This is a genomic window from Microvenator marinus (assembly GCF_007993755.1).
Classification (GTDB): Bacteria; Myxococcota_A; Bradymonadia; order Bradymonadales; family Bradymonadaceae; genus Allomicrovenator; species Allomicrovenator marinus.
This window is the reverse complement of record NZ_CP042467.1, coordinates 2,085,463-2,102,846: the sequence shown is the minus strand read 5'-3', so window position 1 is coordinate 2,102,846 and position 17,384 is coordinate 2,085,463. Positions and strand designations below refer to the sequence as shown.

General features: G+C 55.8%; 13 protein-coding genes. 11 read left to right on the top strand and 2 right to left on the bottom strand.

From position 1 onward, the window contains the following. Positions 1-37: 37 nt before the first annotated feature. The 6 genes from FRD01_RS08785 to FRD01_RS08760 are packed head-to-tail and all read left to right on the top strand — an operon-like array spanning position 38 to position 7,230. Complete coding sequence (locus tag FRD01_RS08785; RefSeq protein WP_249756123.1) at positions 38-1,276, top strand: serine hydrolase domain-containing protein; 1,239 nt, start codon at positions 38-40, stop codon at positions 1,274-1,276. Beyond that, the gene (locus tag FRD01_RS08780) at positions 1,273-2,937 is read left to right on the top strand and encodes a cation:proton antiporter (RefSeq protein WP_146959017.1); all 1,665 of its coding nucleotides are present in this window, start codon (positions 1,273-1,275) and stop codon (positions 2,935-2,937) included. Before FRD01_RS08785 ends, FRD01_RS08780 begins: the two co-directional genes overlap by 4 nt. After that, positions 2,934-4,523, top strand: a complete 1,590-nt coding sequence (locus FRD01_RS08775; RefSeq protein ID WP_146959016.1) for a cation:proton antiporter — start codon at positions 2,934-2,936, stop codon at positions 4,521-4,523. Before FRD01_RS08780 ends, FRD01_RS08775 begins: the two co-directional genes overlap by 4 nt. A gap of 53 nt (positions 4,524-4,576) precedes the next feature. After that, entirely contained in the window at positions 4,577-5,083 is a 507-nt protein-coding gene (locus FRD01_RS08770; RefSeq protein ID WP_146959015.1) for a hypothetical protein, read from the top strand. A gap of 24 nt (positions 5,084-5,107) precedes the next feature. Continuing rightward, positions 5,108-6,472, top strand: a complete 1,365-nt coding sequence (locus FRD01_RS08765; RefSeq protein WP_146959014.1) for a dipeptidase — start codon at positions 5,108-5,110, stop codon at positions 6,470-6,472. Continuing rightward, a complete protein-coding gene (locus tag FRD01_RS08760) occupies positions 6,448-7,230 on the top strand; it encodes a hypothetical protein (RefSeq protein WP_146959013.1) in 783 nt (260 codons plus the stop codon). Before FRD01_RS08765 ends, FRD01_RS08760 begins: the two co-directional genes overlap by 25 nt. Positions 7,231-7,235: 5 nt before the next feature. Here the strand turns inward: FRD01_RS08760 and FRD01_RS24880 are convergent, their stop codons facing one another. Next, positions 7,236-10,037 carry a thrombospondin type 3 repeat-containing protein gene (locus FRD01_RS24880; protein WP_146959012.1) on the bottom strand — a complete coding sequence of 934 codons (2,802 nt, stop codon included), beginning with the start codon at positions 10,035-10,037 and terminating at the stop codon, positions 7,236-7,238. 279 nt (positions 10,038-10,316) lie between these two features. Here FRD01_RS24880 and FRD01_RS08750 point away from each other — a divergent pair, with 279 nt between their 5' ends. From FRD01_RS08750 to FRD01_RS08735, 4 genes are all read left to right on the top strand, one after another. Then, on the top strand, positions 10,317-11,714 hold the full coding sequence (locus FRD01_RS08750; protein WP_146959011.1) for a helix-hairpin-helix domain-containing protein: 1,398 nt from the start codon (positions 10,317-10,319) through the stop codon (positions 11,712-11,714). A 75-nt stretch (positions 11,715-11,789) separates the two neighbouring features. After that, positions 11,790-12,827 (top strand): hypothetical protein, encoded by a 1,038-nt coding sequence (locus tag FRD01_RS08745; protein WP_146959010.1) that lies wholly within the window; start codon positions 11,790-11,792, stop codon positions 12,825-12,827. 16 nt (positions 12,828-12,843) lie between these two features. Further along, complete coding sequence (gene cysD / locus FRD01_RS08740) at positions 12,844-13,650, top strand: sulfate adenylyltransferase subunit CysD (protein WP_146959009.1); 807 nt, start codon at positions 12,844-12,846, stop codon at positions 13,648-13,650. Continuing rightward, entirely contained in the window at positions 13,647-14,753 is a 1,107-nt protein-coding gene (locus tag FRD01_RS08735) for a GTP-binding protein (protein WP_146959008.1), read from the top strand. Before cysD ends, FRD01_RS08735 begins: the two co-directional genes overlap by 4 nt. Here the strand turns inward: FRD01_RS08735 and FRD01_RS08730 are convergent. Beyond that, complete coding sequence (locus FRD01_RS08730) at positions 14,732-15,034, bottom strand: DUF3817 domain-containing protein (RefSeq protein ID WP_146959007.1); 303 nt, start codon at positions 15,032-15,034, stop codon at positions 14,732-14,734. The two genes, FRD01_RS08735 and FRD01_RS08730, sit on opposite strands and share 22 nt — an antisense overlap. 247 nt (positions 15,035-15,281) lie before the next feature. On the opposite strand from FRD01_RS08730, the gene FRD01_RS08725 reads away from it, so the two are divergent. Continuing rightward, on the top strand, positions 15,282-17,375 hold the full coding sequence (locus FRD01_RS08725) for a lamin tail domain-containing protein (RefSeq protein ID WP_146959006.1): 2,094 nt from the start codon (positions 15,282-15,284) through the stop codon (positions 17,373-17,375). Positions 17,376-17,384: the final 9 nt, after the last annotated feature.

Sequence of the window (17,384 nt, the reverse complement as noted above, 5' to 3'; positions counted from 1 at the left end):
TTGTCCGCCGCAATTACCGCCAATTATGGAGATGAACATGGCCAAGAACCCAGCCCCAGCGCCAGCAGAAGGTACCTTCGAGGTCGGGTACGAACGCGTGGCCGAAGTGTTTGCTCATCAGCTCAAGACCGAAGAAATTGGGGCAGGCCTGGCCGTCTATCGTAGTGGCCAGTGCGTGGTTGACCTCTGGGGTGGTCTTGCGGACAGGAAGTCGAGCCGGGCATGGGAGCGAGATACGCGCATTGTGGTCTTCTCGGTTACGAAGGGATTTGCAGCCATGGCGCTGCATCTTCTGGCAGACCGTGGTCTGCTGGATTGGTCCGAACCCGTTGGCACCTATTGGCCAGAGTTTTCGCAGTCGGGAAAGTCAAAGATTACGGTCGGGCAACTCCTTGGCCACCGTGGCGGTTTGGCGTTCTTAGATACCAAACTGAGCATGGACGACCTCACGGATCCTTCAAGGTATCCCAAAGTCCTTGAAGCGATGGAGACTCAAAAGCCCTCGTGGAGGCCGGGTGAAGATCAGGGATACCATGCGATAACCTTTGGAATGTACGCACGTGAGCTTTTTGAGCGGATCGCTGGCGAGTCGATGGGCGCATTCTTGCGTCGCGAGATCTTTGAGCCACTGGCCTCGGACGTACATTTGGGAACGCCGCAGAGCGAGGATAGCTTCATCGCCACACTCTACCCGCCCGCGACCCCTTCCCGCGTCTTCAGGATGATGACCAGTGCGACTCTGGAGCCGGAATCTACAGAGGCTTTCGTACTCAAAGAGTTTTTGGACCGTAAATCCACGATGCGTCAGGCCTTCACCAACCCTGCCATTCCGGGCAACGATATGACGCTCTACAACAAGGAGCCGGTCCGGCGCTCCGAGCTCGCCTGGGCCTCGGCCACGGGGAGTGCGCAGGGGGTGGCGCGCGCTTACTTGCCGTTCTCAATGGAAGGAAGCTTCGAGGGTAGACAATTTCTCAAGGCTGAAACTCTGGAGCCGGCGTACCGGCGACTCGGATGGTCGACCCATGATCGCGTGCTTCAAAAGCCACTCGGCTGGTCCAACGGATTCTTGAAAGAAGAAAGGCATCTCTTTTCACCGAACCCCGAGTCCTTTGGTCACGCGGGAATGGGCGGTGCCCTGGGTTGGGTAGATCCGGTCAACGAAATCAGTTTCGGATATGTCATGAACAAAATGGACTGGCACGTCCGCTCGCCTCGGGCGGTCGCACTCTGCCGCGCGCTCTACGAATCTACAGCGCTCATCGAGGGAAGATGAAAGATACAGTCTTCTTGGAGACCCTCGGGATGATGATTGTGATGTCGGGGTTTCTCCTCGTCATCGCCAAGAAGTTATCCACACCGAGTATCGTACTCTTTATTTTCGCGGGCCTCTTGTTAGACCCGATTTTGGGTCTTGTGGACCTGAGCTCCGCGTTTGGAGCGGACCACCACGCCGAAGGAGCAAATGCAGCAATCGCGATGATGTCGCACCTCGGCATTGCCTTGCTTCTCTTCCTGGTTGGGTTGGAACTAAGCCTGGAGCGAATCAAAGACGTGGGCAAAGTTGCGGCAATCGCAGGCCTTGGCCAGATTTCGCTGACTGCCGCCGCTGGATTCGGGATTAGTTACGTATTGGGTTTTTCGATGGTCGACGCCGCCTTTCTGGCGGTGGCGCTGACCTTTAGCTCGACCGTGGTTGTGGTGAAACTCGTCGGGCAGCGAAAAGAGACGGATTCCTTCCACGGTCGTATCGCGGTCGGTGTGCTCTTGGTTCAAGACCTCGTAGTCATCATCGCGCTGACGTTTCTAGCAGGTATTGGAGGTGAGGGGTCAGCCAACGGGGCCGATATGGCGCTCGACCTCGCAAAGGCCTTTGCGGGCATGGTCGTGATGTTGGTTGGTGCGTTGATTTTGGCAAAGTATGTGCTTCCGAAGCCGTTCGAGTGGGCGGCGCGCCGACCCGAGATGCTCTTGATTTGGAGCCTCGCGCTTTGTTTCGGCTCCGTCGTTGCCGCAGAGTCGCTGGGTCTAAGTCCCGAGATCGGTGCATTTTTGGCAGGGATGAGCCTCGCCCAGCTCGGTTGTGCCCACGATTTGATTCGCCGGCTTCAAGCCCTGATGAATTTCTTCATCGCCGTGTTCTTCGTGACTCTTGGCGCGCAGATGCAGCTAACAGAGGCAGGTGACCAACTCGTTCCGGCCATTTTGCTTGCGGTTTTTGTGGTGATCGCCAAACCCGTGATTTTGATCTTCCTGGTCTCACGGCTTGGGTATTCGCAGGAAACGAGTTTCAAGACCGGTATCACGCTGGCTCAGATCAGCGAGTTCTCGTTCATACTCGCTGCGATGGGTATGTCGACTGGCCTAATAGGCAAAGAGATCTTGGCTGTCATCGCGATCGTGGGGCTTTCGACGATTATCTTGAGTTCCTACCTGATCATCCATTTGGATTGGCTCTTTGAACGCGTGAAACAATGGGAGTTGCTCTCGTTTCTAGGCGTGGACGTTGAAGCGCCAGAATCCGATGCCGAAGTCCTGAGCGACCACATCATCATCATCGGAATGAATTCGATGGGGCGCAGAATCGCTGTTCAATTGCACGACCAGGGCGAAACGGTGCTGGCTATCGACACAGACATCAACAAGGTCAAAGACCTCGAGTGTAAGTCGATGCTTGGAAACGTCGAGTACCTTCAAGTTCTTGAAGAGGCAGGGTTCGATCGCGCGAAGTTGGTGGTTTCCACACTGCATATCGAAGATACAAACAACCTTGTCGCGTACCACTCGCAACAGGCGGGTGTGCCTTGTGTGGTGCACGGATTTGACGCCACGGTACACGACGCTCTCAAGGAATTGGGGGTGACGTATCTCATCGATTCGAAGAAGGCTGGGATGGGCGTGTTGGTGGATAGAGTTCTCGACTTGGAGCTGCAATGAGCGCTTTTGCCCTTCTCTTGGTGTGCGCCGCGGTTGCCTACGGTGTGTCGACGTGGGCGAAGGTGCCTGCACCGCCGCTGCTTGTGGCCGCCGGAATCGGCCTCAACGCGTCCGGGCTCCTAGGTAGTAGCGATTTCGTGAGCTTCGTGCTCTTGATGGGTGTCACGGTTTTGGTCTTCGTTGCAGGTGCCGAGCTGAACCCCGCGCGATTTGCACGGCAGGGTGTAGTAGCCTTCAAAGTCGGCATCTCACAGTTTCTCGCCCTCGGAGCGATGGGATTTGGCATCGCCTATTGGCTAGGCTTCGATCCGCTGGGCTCGGCTTATGTTGCCCTCGCACTCGCGGCGAGCTCCACGTTCATCGTGGTTCGAATCCTGAAGCAGAGACGGCAGTTCTATGAGCCGTTTGGGCGCATGGTGCTTGGCGTGCTGCTTATCCAAGACGTTTTGGTTGTCCTTGCGCTCGGGGCGCTGATGCGATGGCCTGAGGGCCAACTCGCGGTGGAAAGCGCACTCTTTCGTTCAATGGCTCTCCTGGTGGTCGCGTGGGTTTCAGCGCGTACCTTGGTGCCATGGCTTTTGACCAAGTTGAGGCTCGACGAGGAGGCTCAATTAATCGTGGTCATGGCGATACTCTTTATCTTTATCGGGGGCTCTCACTTCCTGGATGTGCCGCTTGTGACTGGGGCTTTCTGTGCGGGTTTTGCCGTGTCGCCGTTTCCGGTCAACGCCGTGATTCGAGGGCAGTTGACGAGTATGTCGGACTTCTTCATCGCGCTTTTCTTCACAGCCCTGGGTGCGATGTTGGTCATCCCGACCTTGAAGACGGTGCTCGTCGCAGGTCTGATGGCCCTTGGCGTCATGATTACGACTCCTCTACTGGTGACTTGGTTCGCTGAGCGCAGTGGTATGACCGCACGGTCGTCTATCGAATCAGGACTTTTGCTTGCCCAGACAAGCGAGTTCTCTCTTGTTGTGGCCTTGTTAGGTGCGGGTCAAGACATGCTCGATTCGGAACTTCTGGCGGCCATCACCCTGGCCACCGTGGTGACCATGGTCTTGACGCAATTCCTCGCAACCGAGAAGAACGTCTGGCGTCTTCTCAAGATTCATCCGTCCACCTTGCGGCGGCAAATCGACCAGCTCGACGTAGAAGATCACGTCGTAGTGCTTGGGGTAGGGCGCAATGCCGAAACCCTTGTAAGACGGCTCCTAGACGAGGATCACGTGGTCGTGGTGGTGGATCACGATCCGGTGGTATGTGAATGGGCCGAGAAGTCTGGGGCGCGTGTCACCAAGGCAGACGCCTCAGATCCGCGAATCTTGAAAGAGATTCGGGCGCATCACGCGAAACTCGTGGTCAGTACGTTGAAACAGGTTTCCGATAATTGCCGAATTGTCCGCGAACTCTCGGGAATCCCAACGCTCGTGCGCGTATTTGAGGATGCCGAGGCTGAAATGATCAAGCAGGCGGGTGGGATTCCGGTCCCTTACGCGGAGGCCGCAGCCTCAGAGTTTTTGGATTGGTACTCCAAGTACAAAGGCCCTGAGCGCGCTCCACATCCCGATGCTTCTGAGGCTGCTTGATTCTACCCTTGGCAAAGGAGTATCGTGGCCGAGAAATCTGACGAGGAGATGGTATGAGATTCCTACTGAGTGCATTGTTTTTGATCTTGTTCAGCTCGCCTGCTCTGGCCCAACCTTCCGGCAAGGTCACGTACAGCGCCGTGGATGCAAAAGACAAGAGCATGGCTGCTATCAAGCGTGGCATTGAGTCCGCCATCGACGATATGAGCTTCATCACAAAGCCCATCGCTCGCGGAAAGCTCGAGAAATCGAACACCCCGTTCGAGACCATTACGTTAGAGATCAAAGGTAAATCTATCTCCATTCAGCACGATGATCGAAAGCCCATCACCACAAATGGCAAAGCTGTGAAGTGGAAGCGTGATGACGGCGAGTCTTTCACAGTGACACAGGAGCTCGATGGCCAGAAGATCGTTCAGACCTATACGTCTGACGACGGGAAAAAGGTCATGACCTATAATTTTGGCGGGGATAATAAAAAGCTGATCGTGCAGGTGGTCGTGACGAGCTCGAAGATTACAGGACCGGTCAAATACACGCTCCACTACGCCACAAAATAATACTATCGAAGAAGGTAAGCCCTTATGACACCCATTGAATTCGCAGAGTCAAAGCAAGATGAGTTCCTGAACGAACTTTTGGACTTCTTGCGCATTCCATCGATTTCTACCGACAAGGAGAGCGCGCCCGACGTGCGTCGCGCCGCTGATTGGTTGGTCTCTCATCTCAAAGGCATCGGCTTGAAGACCGTGGAACTCCACGAAACCGGCGGCCATCCCATCGTCTACGCTGAGCACTTGGAGGCGCCTGGGAAACCCACAGTTCTCCTCTACGGCCACTACGACGTGCAGCCTCCAGATCCGCTGGAGCTCTGGGAGAGCCCTCCATTTGAACCTGTGGTCAAAGACGGCAAGATCTTCGCTCGTGGCGCCACCGATGATAAAGGCCAGTCATTCGCTCACGTTAAGGGGCTCGAGGCGCACTTGAAAGCCACCGGTACCTTGCCGGTCAACGTCAAGATCCTGATCGAAGGCGAAGAAGAAGTCGGAAGTGTGCACCTCGACCCCTGGGTCGAGGCCAATCGCGAGAAGCTTTCGTGTGATGCAGTGTTGATCTCGGATTCGTCGATGTACGCGCGAGGTTTGCCGGCCATCATGTATTCGTTGCGAGGACTTGCGTACTTTGAAATCGAGATAGAAGGCGCAGATCACGATCTGCACAGTGGTCTCTTTGGTGGAGCGATTCCGAACCCTATCAACGAGCTTGGGCGGCTTATCGCGAGCTTCCACGATGAAAAGGGCCATATTGCGATTCCGGGCTTTTACGACGCAGTGCGTGAGCTTAGTCAGGAAGAGCGTGACGGTTTTGCAGCGCTCCCCTTTGACGAGTCTGAGTTTGTGGGAAGTACCGGCGCTACAGCTGGCAAAGGCGAAGCTGGGTTTACAAGCCTCGAGCGCGTGTGGGCGCGTCCCACACTCGACTTCAACGGCATCATCGGCGGGTTTACCGGCGAGGGCGCAAAGACCGTGCTCCCATCCAAGGTGCGCGCAAAATTCTCCTGCCGTCTCGTGCCCGACCAAACCCCGAAAGCTATCGAGGAACTGGTCGCAGCGCATATTCGTCAGACCGTTCACCCAAGTCTTAAGGTGAAGATCGAGTTTCATCATGGGGGAAGGCCGGTGATGACCGAGCGTGATCATTTTGCAGTGAACTCGGCGATGGGCGCGTTGAAAAAGGCCTGGGGCGTAGACCCTGTCTTTATTCGTGGTGGCGGCTCCATCCCGGTTGTGGCGACCTTCTCCGACGTCTTGAAGGTGCCGACCGTGCTAATTGGACTCGGTCTGAATGACGACCGATTGCACAGCCCGAACGAGAAGTTCGACCTCGAAAATTTCTTCAACGGTATCAAGACGAGCGTGTACCTGTGGGACGAACTAGCGCAATCTTGATGGCCCTTGGCCTGACTCTTGTGGGGTGCAAGTCTTCCGACGTCAAAGTGGCGACGGAGCAGGGCTCGTGGGAGCTTCCTGAGCTCAAGTTAGAGCCGGGCACACGTTATATTTTCTTCGATGAGTCTGGAGCGAGGGCCACGACAGAACCGGGTGAGATTCATGCGGTTACTGCGTTTGGCGTGCTCGTCTTCAACTCAGAGGCTACTCCGGTGCTTCCTGAAGGGGCGGAGTGGGCCGTTAACTTCCATGTGGATGAGAAGGCCCGGGTCGAGCCACGCGACGCGGCCGTTCTCAGGGCATGGGCCGGAGCAAGTGCTGATTGGGCTGGCCGGCTCGTTCAAAGCAGGGCTTACGCGCTCGCTGAAGAACATCCCGAGTCCGATGCCGAAAAAGAGCTCGCCGAGCAAATGGCACTCTTAAAGGAGCAGCTCAAGGGCGTGCCCGGTGCCGACAAGATTCAGATGGGGCGCTTGCAGCGTGACCGAATGACGCGTTGGGCTCTCGCCGTTCGCCCTAAATTGGAAGATTTTGGCTTAGAAGAAGAGCCTGCACTCAAGCTCATTTTTGTGGGGGACGAGTGCGAGCCATGTGAGCCATGGCGCGCGAGTCAAATCCCGGGTTTTCGTGTGATCGAGGTCGAGTCTAAAGATCCAGCCCTGGCCAATCTCTTTTCTCTAGTAAAAGAGCCGCCACAGATTCCAGCGATGCTAGAGTCTGGGCGGCTCACGGTTCTACCGACTTTGCCAAAGCCCTGAGCGAATCAGAGCAGGATGCAAAGGCCTCCGCCACAGATAAGGCCTGAGCAGCAATCTGCGGTTGTGGTGCAATCCTGTAGCTGGCCCGAGCATTGATTTGGCTCGTCGCCACAGATCAAGGTGTCGGGGTTACAGTAGCCGCTGCAGCAATCGTCGTTCGCGGCACATGTTTGACCGTCGAAGGTGCAGTTCGGGCAGCCTTCGTCAACATTACCGTCACAGTCGTTGTCTTCGCCGTCGCAGAGTTCAGCGGTGGGCACACACGTGGAGCAGCCTTCATCGATGTCTCCGTCACAATCGTTATCTACGCCGTCACAGATTTCGAGTGAAGGCACACATGTGGCGCATCCTTCGTCTACGTCTCCGTCGCAATCGTTATCCACGCCATCACAGACTTCTGCTTCTGGAGTACACGACGTGCAATCCTCGTCCACTTCACCATCACAATCGTCGTCAACGTTGTTGCAGAGTTCCGGGGACGGCACACAAACAGGGCAGCCCTCGTCGACTTGATTGTCGCAGTCGTTGTCTTGGCCGTCGCAGATTTCTGCACTTGGCACACAGGTCGGGCATCCTTCGTCAACAACCATATCGCAGTCGTTGTCGACACCGTCGCAGACCTCGAGCGTACATCCACCGCAGCCCTCGTCGACTTCTCCGTCACAATCATTGTCTACTCCGTCACAGATCTCGACTGTAGGAACGCAGTTGGGTGTACAGACTTCGTCCACGTCTCCGTCGCAGTTATTGTCCACCCCGTCGCATTGTTCAGGACAAGCTTCGCAGAACTCTTGGCCACACGCACACTGTCCGTTGATACATGAGCCGCCGCGGTCCATTCCGTCGATATAGCAGTCTGTGTCCATGGTGCAGGCACGCGAGCTCAAGTTCACACAGACGCCACAACCTGAGTTGTAGCAGTCGAGGTTTTTGGCGCAGCCCGAGCCATCGAGGATGAATGTGCCGCAATCTGAATCGGTGGTGCACGCGCTCAAGGAGCACGCACCATTGGTGCATGTGGACCCAAGTGGGCAATCGTTACCGTTTGCGCAACTCGGAGCACATGAGTCAGCAGTTGCGTCCGAGTTTGTGTCAACGCAAACCTGTTGCGCACCGCAATCGGCATCTACCGTACACGCGCTGCCTCGGCACGTGCCGTCTTGGCAACTTCCTTCGCCGCAGCAGCCGTAGCAATCACATCCTGCTGGCGGCTCACAATCCGTGGCGTCATTTCCGGATCCGGAATCGCCGTCAAAGAGGCACTCCTGGCGGCAGCGAGGATTGGAATCAAAACACGAGTTATCCCCCGATATACAGGTAGGGGTGTTGCCGGAGACCAGTTCGTCTTCGCTCGAATCACAAGGACTCACACAGCCTGGATCTTGAATGTCGATCAAGCCATCGCCGTCGTTATCAATCCCGTCATTACACTCAGTTGTACAGTTGGACGCGGAGTAGGTTCCATCATCGCATTTATCCCAGAAGCTTTGACGATCCGTTGGGGCGGGGGAGTTGAACCCTTCGCAGAGGTCGCCTTCTCCGTCGCCGTCGGTATCAAGCTGGTCATCGTTCGCGACAATCACGCAGTTATCGCACACGTCACCGATGCCGTCGCCATCTACATCGAGTTGGTCGGCGTTTGAGTCCACAGGGCAGTTGTCCGCGAAGTCAGGCCAGCCGTCGCCGTCCGTATCCGCTCCTTCACAGGCGTCGCCCGTTCCATTGGCGTCCGCATCTTCCTGGAGGACGTTAGGGATAAACGGGCAGTTATCGCACGCATCGCCCACACCATCGAGGTCTCGGTCGGTCTGGTCTGGGTTTGCGACATCCACGCAGTTGTCATTATCGTCTGTGACGCCGTCTTGGTCCGTATCGATGAAGGTGCATGCATCGCCGGTCCCGTCCCCGTCTGAATCAGCCTGGTCTGCATTCGCAACGAAGCCGCAATTATCGCAAGCGTCGCCAACACCATCACCATCAATATCGCCCTGGTCTGTGTTTGGCTCTTCGGGGCAATTGTCGATTCGGTCAGGCACCGTGTCCTGGTCTGTGTCCTCGTCAGAACACGCATCGCCGACGCCGTTTTGGCTCGTGTCTGCCTGGTCGAAGTTCGCAACGATCGGGCAGTTATCGCAGGCATCTCCCACGCCATCGCCATCGGTATCGAGTTGGTCAGCATTCTCAACGGTAGGACAGTTGTCATTTCCGTTCGTCACGCCGTCTTGGTCTTCATCGGCGTTCGGGTCGAGAAGGCCATCGCAGGCGTCTCCTTCGCCGTCTCCGTCCGAGTCGGCTTGGTCAAAATTGGCTACGGTTGGGCAGTTATCACAGGCATCTCCGCTCAGGTCGTTGTCCGAATCCGTCTGGTCGGGGTTTGCCACATCTGGGCAGTTGTCCAATCCATTGAGCACTCCGTCCCCATCATCGTCGCCCGTCGGGTCGATGATATCGGCGCACGCATCGCCCACCCCATCTTGGTCTTCGTCGGCCTGATCGAAATTCGCTACCCCTGGGCAATTGTCGCAAGCATCACCAATCGAGTCGCCATCTGCGTCTTCTTGATTCGGATTCGCATCACCCGGACAGTTGTCCTCAGAATTGATGATTCCGTCATTGTCGTTATCCGCACCGGGATCAATGGTTTGGTTGTTTGTTCCAGCCGGGTTGTTGGTCCCAGGCGGGTTGTTGGTCCCCGTGGTGTTGTTGGTACCTGGTTGATTATTCTGATTCGTTCCGCTCGTTGAATCACCGCACGCCTGTAAGGCGAGTACTGTGAAACAAAGAGCAAGGGCTAGGACCCGCTTCATGTAGACCTCTCGTGTCGTAGAAAATTGGTTTCTCTTCTGCGAGTCTAATAGAAATCCGAAGTCTTTGGAGAATTGGGGCCGCCAAAACCGTACACACTTTGAATACACTGAGTGGCAAGTATACTTGCCGCTTTGAGCCTCTGAAGGGGCGCCTCGGGCTTCCAATAGCCAGTGCTTGATTGGAGACCGAACGGCTGAAGGCCCGGAATCGCTAGGTTCTCTGTGAGTGGTACGCTTCTTGAAGAAGATTTGCTCGACCAAAGTGTTTGGAGTCTTAGTATGCAAAAATCGCTTATCGTCCTCTTTCTAAGTCTTCTCGCCGTTAGCTGCGCCGAGGAAACGGATGCACCGACCGAGAGTGTTCAACCCACTGGTGGTGGCAAAGGAGACCAGGTCGACTCAGGACTCGCGCCAACATACGAAGAGTTTCGTGCAGGGTTATACTGCGAAGAAGGTGGTGCGTGTATCGTTCAGGGTGACGTTCCAATCTGGGGCGAAGAAGCACTTCAAGAGTACTACTACTCACGACGAGGTCTGGTTCAGGGCCTGACCGTCATGAACACCTCTGCTGTGGATGCTATCTGGGACCGGACCGAGCGATTCGACCTCCGTTACTGCATCTCAGACGATTTTGGCGAGAGAAAGGCTGAGGTCGTACAAGCGTTCAACGCCGCCGTTGAGGAATGGGAAGAGATTGCGGATGTCGACCTCGTCTATGCCACGGAGCATGACGCACGATGCAGCACACGCAATGCCCAGGTTGTTTTCAACGTCCGGCCGGGCGATGACCCTTTCGCGAGCTATATCGCGCGCGCCTTCTTCCCGAACTACAAAGAAAGAGAGAAGCGGGAAGTCATCATCGCCATGGACGAGCACGACCGCATGGCCGAGAGCGACACCATCGAAGGCGACTACACGCTTCAAGGTGTGCTTCGCCACGAGATAGGCCATGTACTCGGATTCCGCCACGAACATATCCGCGACGAAGCCAATGCCTATTTTTGCCGTGAAGGAGACGACTATCGACCCATCACCACATATGACGCCACGTCGGTGATGCACTATCCTCAGTGCAACGGAAAGGGCGACTGGGCCCTGACGCTGAGCGATATCGATCGTCGTGGTGCATCGTTCTTCTACCCGGACTTCAATGATTACACGGCTGCGAGGTGCGACGAAGAAACCCGCGATGGCGATGTGCTCGATACGTGTGAGCCAGTGGTCCACCAAATGTTGGAGCTTGCAAATACGGCGACGTTTGAAGAGCTCGACATCTGGGTTGGCCTCGATATCCGCGCTGCCCAAATCATCGTGGACACTCGCAGAACCACGCCATTCAACACGCTCCAACAGCTCAAAGACGTGCCCTATATCGGTCCTGTCAGCGTCATGAAGATGTACGATTACCTCTACAAGACTGGGCGATGCCCGGTGGAGTTTGACGATAACGGCGTCGTAAATGCGCAATGCCGTCCTGTGGTCAACCGCATCCTCGAACTCGCCAACACCGCCACCCAAGACCAACTCGACTTCGAAGTTGGCCTCGACTCTAGAGCGGCCGCGAATATCGTCGTCATCCGCGAAAATCGGCCATTCGCCTCGTTCGCGGAGCTTTGGGATGTCAGCTACGTCAAGGCCACAGCATTCGAGAGAATGTACTTCCACCTTTTTGAGTAACTCTTCTTTACAGGGTGTTGCGGCGGCGCCGATCCGCTGTTAAGCAGGCCGCGTCTTAACGGTGCGGAGTTCCAAATGAAGAAGTTTGTATTTGTACTTTTGCTACTCGCTGGCTGCGGCTCGGATACCACCCAGACGACACCAGACCTCGGTGTCGATATGCCTGCTGATACCGGCACCACTGAGCCGGACCAGGGTGATCAGATGGACCAGGGCGATGACGGGAACGATCTTTCGCAAGACCTCGACATGGCCGATGACGCTGAGGTTGATTTACCTCCCGCGCTCGACGTGGTGGCTGAGAACTACTGCGAACTCAGCGCGAACATGTTCTGTGACTATTACTTGCGATGCGGACGGATCGCGGCTGATACCATGGAGGAGTGTTTAGAGCTCTTCGATGCTTCGTGTAACGCCGTCTATGAGCCTCATTATATCGCACACGAAGAGGCCGGCTTGTTGCGCCTGAGTGCCGAAGGCCTGAGCCAATGCGAAACTCACTTGGAGCAGGTTGCGTGCGACCAGCAGGTCTTCGACCTCGACTTCGGATGTGACCAAGTTTGGGATGGACTCGTGGAGGCCGGGGGCGATTGTGCGCCTGGCATCGGCTCGTTTGTGTGCGACGCGGGAACGACCTGTGTCTTGGACACGACCTTCTGCGGTGAGTGCAAGACCGTCTCTGAGACGGGTGGACCATGCCTTGGCGATACCGACCTTCGATGCTCGCCTCTCGACCGGTGCGTAGACGGGATTTGTGTGGCACGGCGACTACCGGGTGAGTCGTGCGATGATGAAAACCCCTGCAGGCTAGGGGCATGGTGCAACCAGGGAACCTGCCAGGGACCTCAAGTGGTTGGGGTCGGCGAGGAATGCAATCAGGTGCAACGTTGCGCCTACAACGCCCAATGTGTTGGCGGAGTGTGTCAGGCGCAAGTCGGCTTAGGCGAGTCGTGTGAGCCCGGACTCTGTTATTCGGGGCATTGTGATTCGGTCGAAAACACCTGCCAGTCATTGCGCTCGGGCGCTGCTCCGTGTACCTCAAGCTCTCAGTGTGTAAGCGGAATTTGCGATAACGGCTTCTGCCGAACCTTACCTGGAGTCTGCTTCCAGTGATCTCACCCAAGGAATCATGAGCGCCTATCTCCGAGAGCTCGAAGACAGAAGCATCGCGATTATTCGCGAGACGTGGGCTAGCTTTGAAAAGCCAGCCTTGCTCTGGAGCGTGGGCAAGGATTCCTCGGTTCTACTCTGGCTCATCCGAAAGGCGTTCTTAGGCAAGGTTCCTATCCCATGTGTCCATGTGGATACGCGGTATAAGCTTTCCGAAATGATCGCCTTTCGCGACCATTTAGCCTCTCAATGGCAGCTTGATCTCGTCACCTCACCGCCAAGTCCCGAGTTCTTGGAAGGCAACACCTACCCGACGGGCAAGCTGAGCCGGGTAGAGTGCTGTAATGCTTTGAAGAGTGAGCCTCTGAAGGGACTAGTGGCGAGTCACGGTTGGGACGCTCTGATCTTGGGGATTCGAAGGGATGAGGAGGGCACCCGAGCTAAAGAACGCGTCTTTTCGCCCCGCGACTCGGAGTCTCGCTGGAATCCCTCAGACCAACCCGTCGAAATCTGGGGGCACTACACTCGCCCTCCCAACGGGCATATGAGGGTGCATCCGCTCTTAGATTGGACCGAGTTAGACGTCTGGCGCTACATCCTTCTGGAGTCGATTCCTGTGGTCGATCTTTACTTTTCTAAGGATGGGAAGAGATATCGTAGCCTTGGTTGTGCGCCTTGCACCTTTCCTCACGACTCAAACGCCCAAACTGTGCCCGAGATCATCGCAGAACTCGAGGCTCTTCGGAGCTCCGAGAGGCATGGGCGTGCCCAGGATAAGGAGCGAGAGTCGGCCTTTGAGGAGCTTCGAAACCGAGGCTACATGTGAAGGTATCCCGAACGATCGCCATAACCGGCCATGTGGACCACGGAAAGTCCACGTTATTAGGTCATCTGCTCTGGAAACTTGGGGCCGTTCCGGATGACCGCAAGGCGGCCCTCGAGAGAGCCTCCGAATCCCGGGAGAAGGGCATGGAATGGGCTTTCTTTTCGGATGCCTTGAAGGCGGAAAGGGACGCTCAGATTACGGTAGACACGAGCCAGTACTTCTTTCGGCAGGGAAATCAAACCTGGCGCGTTGTGGACGTTCCCGGTCATGTTGAGTACTTGCGGCACATGGTCGTGGGCGCCTCGAGAGCCGACGTGGGGCTGATCATCGTTGGAGCCGATGCGGGCATCGAGGAGCAAACGCGACGGCACGCAGATATTCTGCGCTTTCTAGGCGTCGAGGAGTTTGTGGTTGCTATCAACAAACTCGATCTCTTCGAAGGTGACCGAAGATTCCTTCAGCTCAAGGCGGAGTTTCTAGAATTCTGGGAGGAAAGTGGGGTTGAAGACGTCTCAATAGTCCCGATTTCCGCCAAGCTAGGTCAGAACCTGACACCTGATTCTACCGGATTTGAATGGTTTAAAGGACCGACTCTGATCGAAGCCCTGACCCAAGACCAAGCCCCGCGGCCCGACTCAGACTTGGGCACAGCCCTTGGGGTTGTTGGGCAATACGAAGGAAAGATCTTTGCGGAACTCTACTCTGGCTCTGTTTGTGCCGGGGATGTCCTGCAGAGCAACCAGGGCGAATTGGTGGTCGAGCAGGTCTACCAGGGACTCAACTCACTTGCCCTCAAGTTGAGCGGACCCGCAAGCCGCGGACAGATCTTCTTTTCCGACGCTCCTCTGAACACCACGCCTCATCTAGAGGCGAAGGCGCTCTTCTTTGGTCTGCCTGAAGAACTCAACCAACTCGAGCTGCATTTGGGGCCTCAGGTTGCTCGAGTGCTCGCGATTGAGGGCTTGGAGCCTAGTGTCTTAGATATTCAGCCGAAGATTAGAATCGAGCTAGACACCCCAATCGTGGTTTCAAAGAAGATTCGAGGCCTTGGTCGATTTGTGTTGAAGTCTAACGGCCTGATTTACGCCGCGGGCGTGGTTTGAGCATCTTCGCGCACGAGCCGTTCAGCCCAGATAAACCCGAATGGAATCAGGCAGGAGACGAAGAGTTTGGCCGTTTTTACGAGTGACCATTCTTGTTCGGATTGTGCCCAGATCAGTATGGCAACAAAGGCGATGAAAAGGGCGCCGTGAGCACTTCCTACAATCCTCACCGCAAGGGGCATATCGAATCCGTACTTCAGAGGCATTGCCACGAAGAAAAGAAGTACCAGAGAGATTCCCTCGAGAACGCTGGTCATACGAAAGATCTTTAGTGTGTTCACTCGAGCTCCTACAAACGAGTAGATTCTGGCTCGCACAAACCTCCATTATGGTCAATGTATTCCAGATTTCGCGTTGGCAGCTGGGCTTGCCATGGTCGGTGGATGAAGTGGCAAGCTGAGTTGCCGGTTTCCGGTGGATGTGATGCTAAATCCCTGAAATTTGTATCCCTAGGCACTGGCCCGTTGTATGCATAGATGTATACAGAATAGATGAATCGCACATGGTGCACCTCGATCGGAGAGAGTGATGAAGAATAAATGGTACGCGTTGGCATTAGGAATGGGATTGGCACTCACAGCTGCTTGTGGCAGCGACTCTTCGGAGCCCGCCGAAGAAACTCCGGTTTTCCTCGGCCCAAATGAGAAAGCCGACAACTTCTACAGTGAATCAGCTCAAGAGTATTTTGTGCGCGGTAAAGCCGAGCTCAAGCTCGAGCCTGAGTACGCCACCGCCACTGAGGAAGAGCGACTTCAGAGAATCGCTGAACTCATTCCTTACAAGCAGGTTCAGATCGGCTTCTTCCTCAATACCTACCTCATCGACAAGTCTGGCGACTCTGAGAATGCCGATTACGGCGGAATGAAGGCGTTGACCAAGAACGGCTCGTACGAAGACATGGACATCGTGAAGGTTGATGATCTGACCTACACCTTTAATTTCGTTCAGGAGATTGGCGGTCAGTTCGACCTCCTTCGCGAGTTGTCACGTGCCGCGAACGCTCAGGAGATGGAAGACGGGTCCTATCGCTTCAGCCTTGCGGTTGGCGTGCTTACCAACGATCAGATGACTCAGTTGGACCACGAGCAGGAATGGTATCGTCGTGCTCCGTGGTCGTCGTTCTCCCCTACGAGCGTTGATGCGAGCCAGATCTACTATCAGGACATCGAACTCGTTCCCCAAGAGCGCTCCAGAGATGCTTGGATGGACTATGAGCGCCTCTTCGAGGACGGGAAGCTTGAGATTGGAGCGTTCTTCGGCTGGGATTATCACGGTGAATATCACCGCGTTCATGCAGAGAGCACGTACAACTGGCTCGTTCGTCGGGGCTTCCAATCCCCCGTCAGCTCGTGGGCTGAATACGCCACCAACCGTGGTCCTCTGACCTACACGCTGGACGCAAACGGGCAAGAGGTTGAAGTCGCGATCACCCTTTGGTGGGGAGAGCCTGGCACCGAAACGGACCCTGATACCGATGCCGGTGGCCGGCGTCTCGAAAACGAGATGCGTTCAAGCTTCGCAGAACACGACGTGATCATGTTCAGCGGCCACTCTGGCCCCTGGTATGGTTTCGCACTCGCGAACTGGAAGAAGACCCTCGAAGGAGACTTGGACGATTCGGAAGTTCCGGGCCTAGACATGCCTGCGGACCGCTACCAGGTCGTCCTTGCTGAGGGTTGTGATACCTACGCCTTGGGTCAGGCTTTCTGGGCAAATCCAAACAAATCTGACCGGCAGAACCTCGACATCGTGACCACCACAAGCTTCTCGAACGCCGCCACCAGCAAGGTCGTCACAGACTTCTTGGACGCCCTTGTCGGTACGAGTTCTGGCAACCGCCACGAACCTACTCGATACGGCAAGATGCTCAAATCCATGGATTCGGCGAGCTATTGGTTCAAGACCATGTACGGCGTGCATGGGATTGACGACAATCCCAATGGCCACCCCTATGGAAACAAAGACGCTCTCTGTGGTGAGTGCCGCTCGGATGCCGATTGTGGTGGTGCTGGAAACAAGTGCGTTACCCTCGAAGGCTCAAACGTGTGTACGTTCGAGTGTACGAGCGATGCAGGTTGTCCAGATGGCTACACCTGCCGCGAGACGTCAACGAGCGGTTGGCTCTCCGACAACTACTGCATGCCCACAAGTTTCTCATGTGACGATATTCCTGTGGCTGAAGAGCCAGGTCTGATCATCACCGAAGTACTTGCCGACCCCGCCGATGATTCAGCCGGCGATGCGAACCGCGATGGCGTACGCCATTTCTCCGAGGACGAGTTCATCGAGATTCACAATCCCGGAACCAAGGCCGTGGAGCTTGCGGGCTACACCATTGAAGATAACGTGATGGTTCGCTTCACCTTCCCGCTTGGTGCTCGAATCGAGCCTGGCCAGAAGGTGGTGGTGTTCGGTGGTGGTGAGCCTCAGGGCTTCGATGTACCAACGTTTAAGAGCGAAGGCCTCTACCTGAACAACGGTGGCGATGCCGTGACCTTGAGCGACCGCGACGGCCGGATGGTGGACTATGTCAGCTTCGGACGAGAAGGTGGCCGCGACCAAACTCTCGTTCGAGAAGGCGAAGCACTAGTTCTCGGCGGACTTCCGACTCCTGGCGAGTAAAGGCGGGCC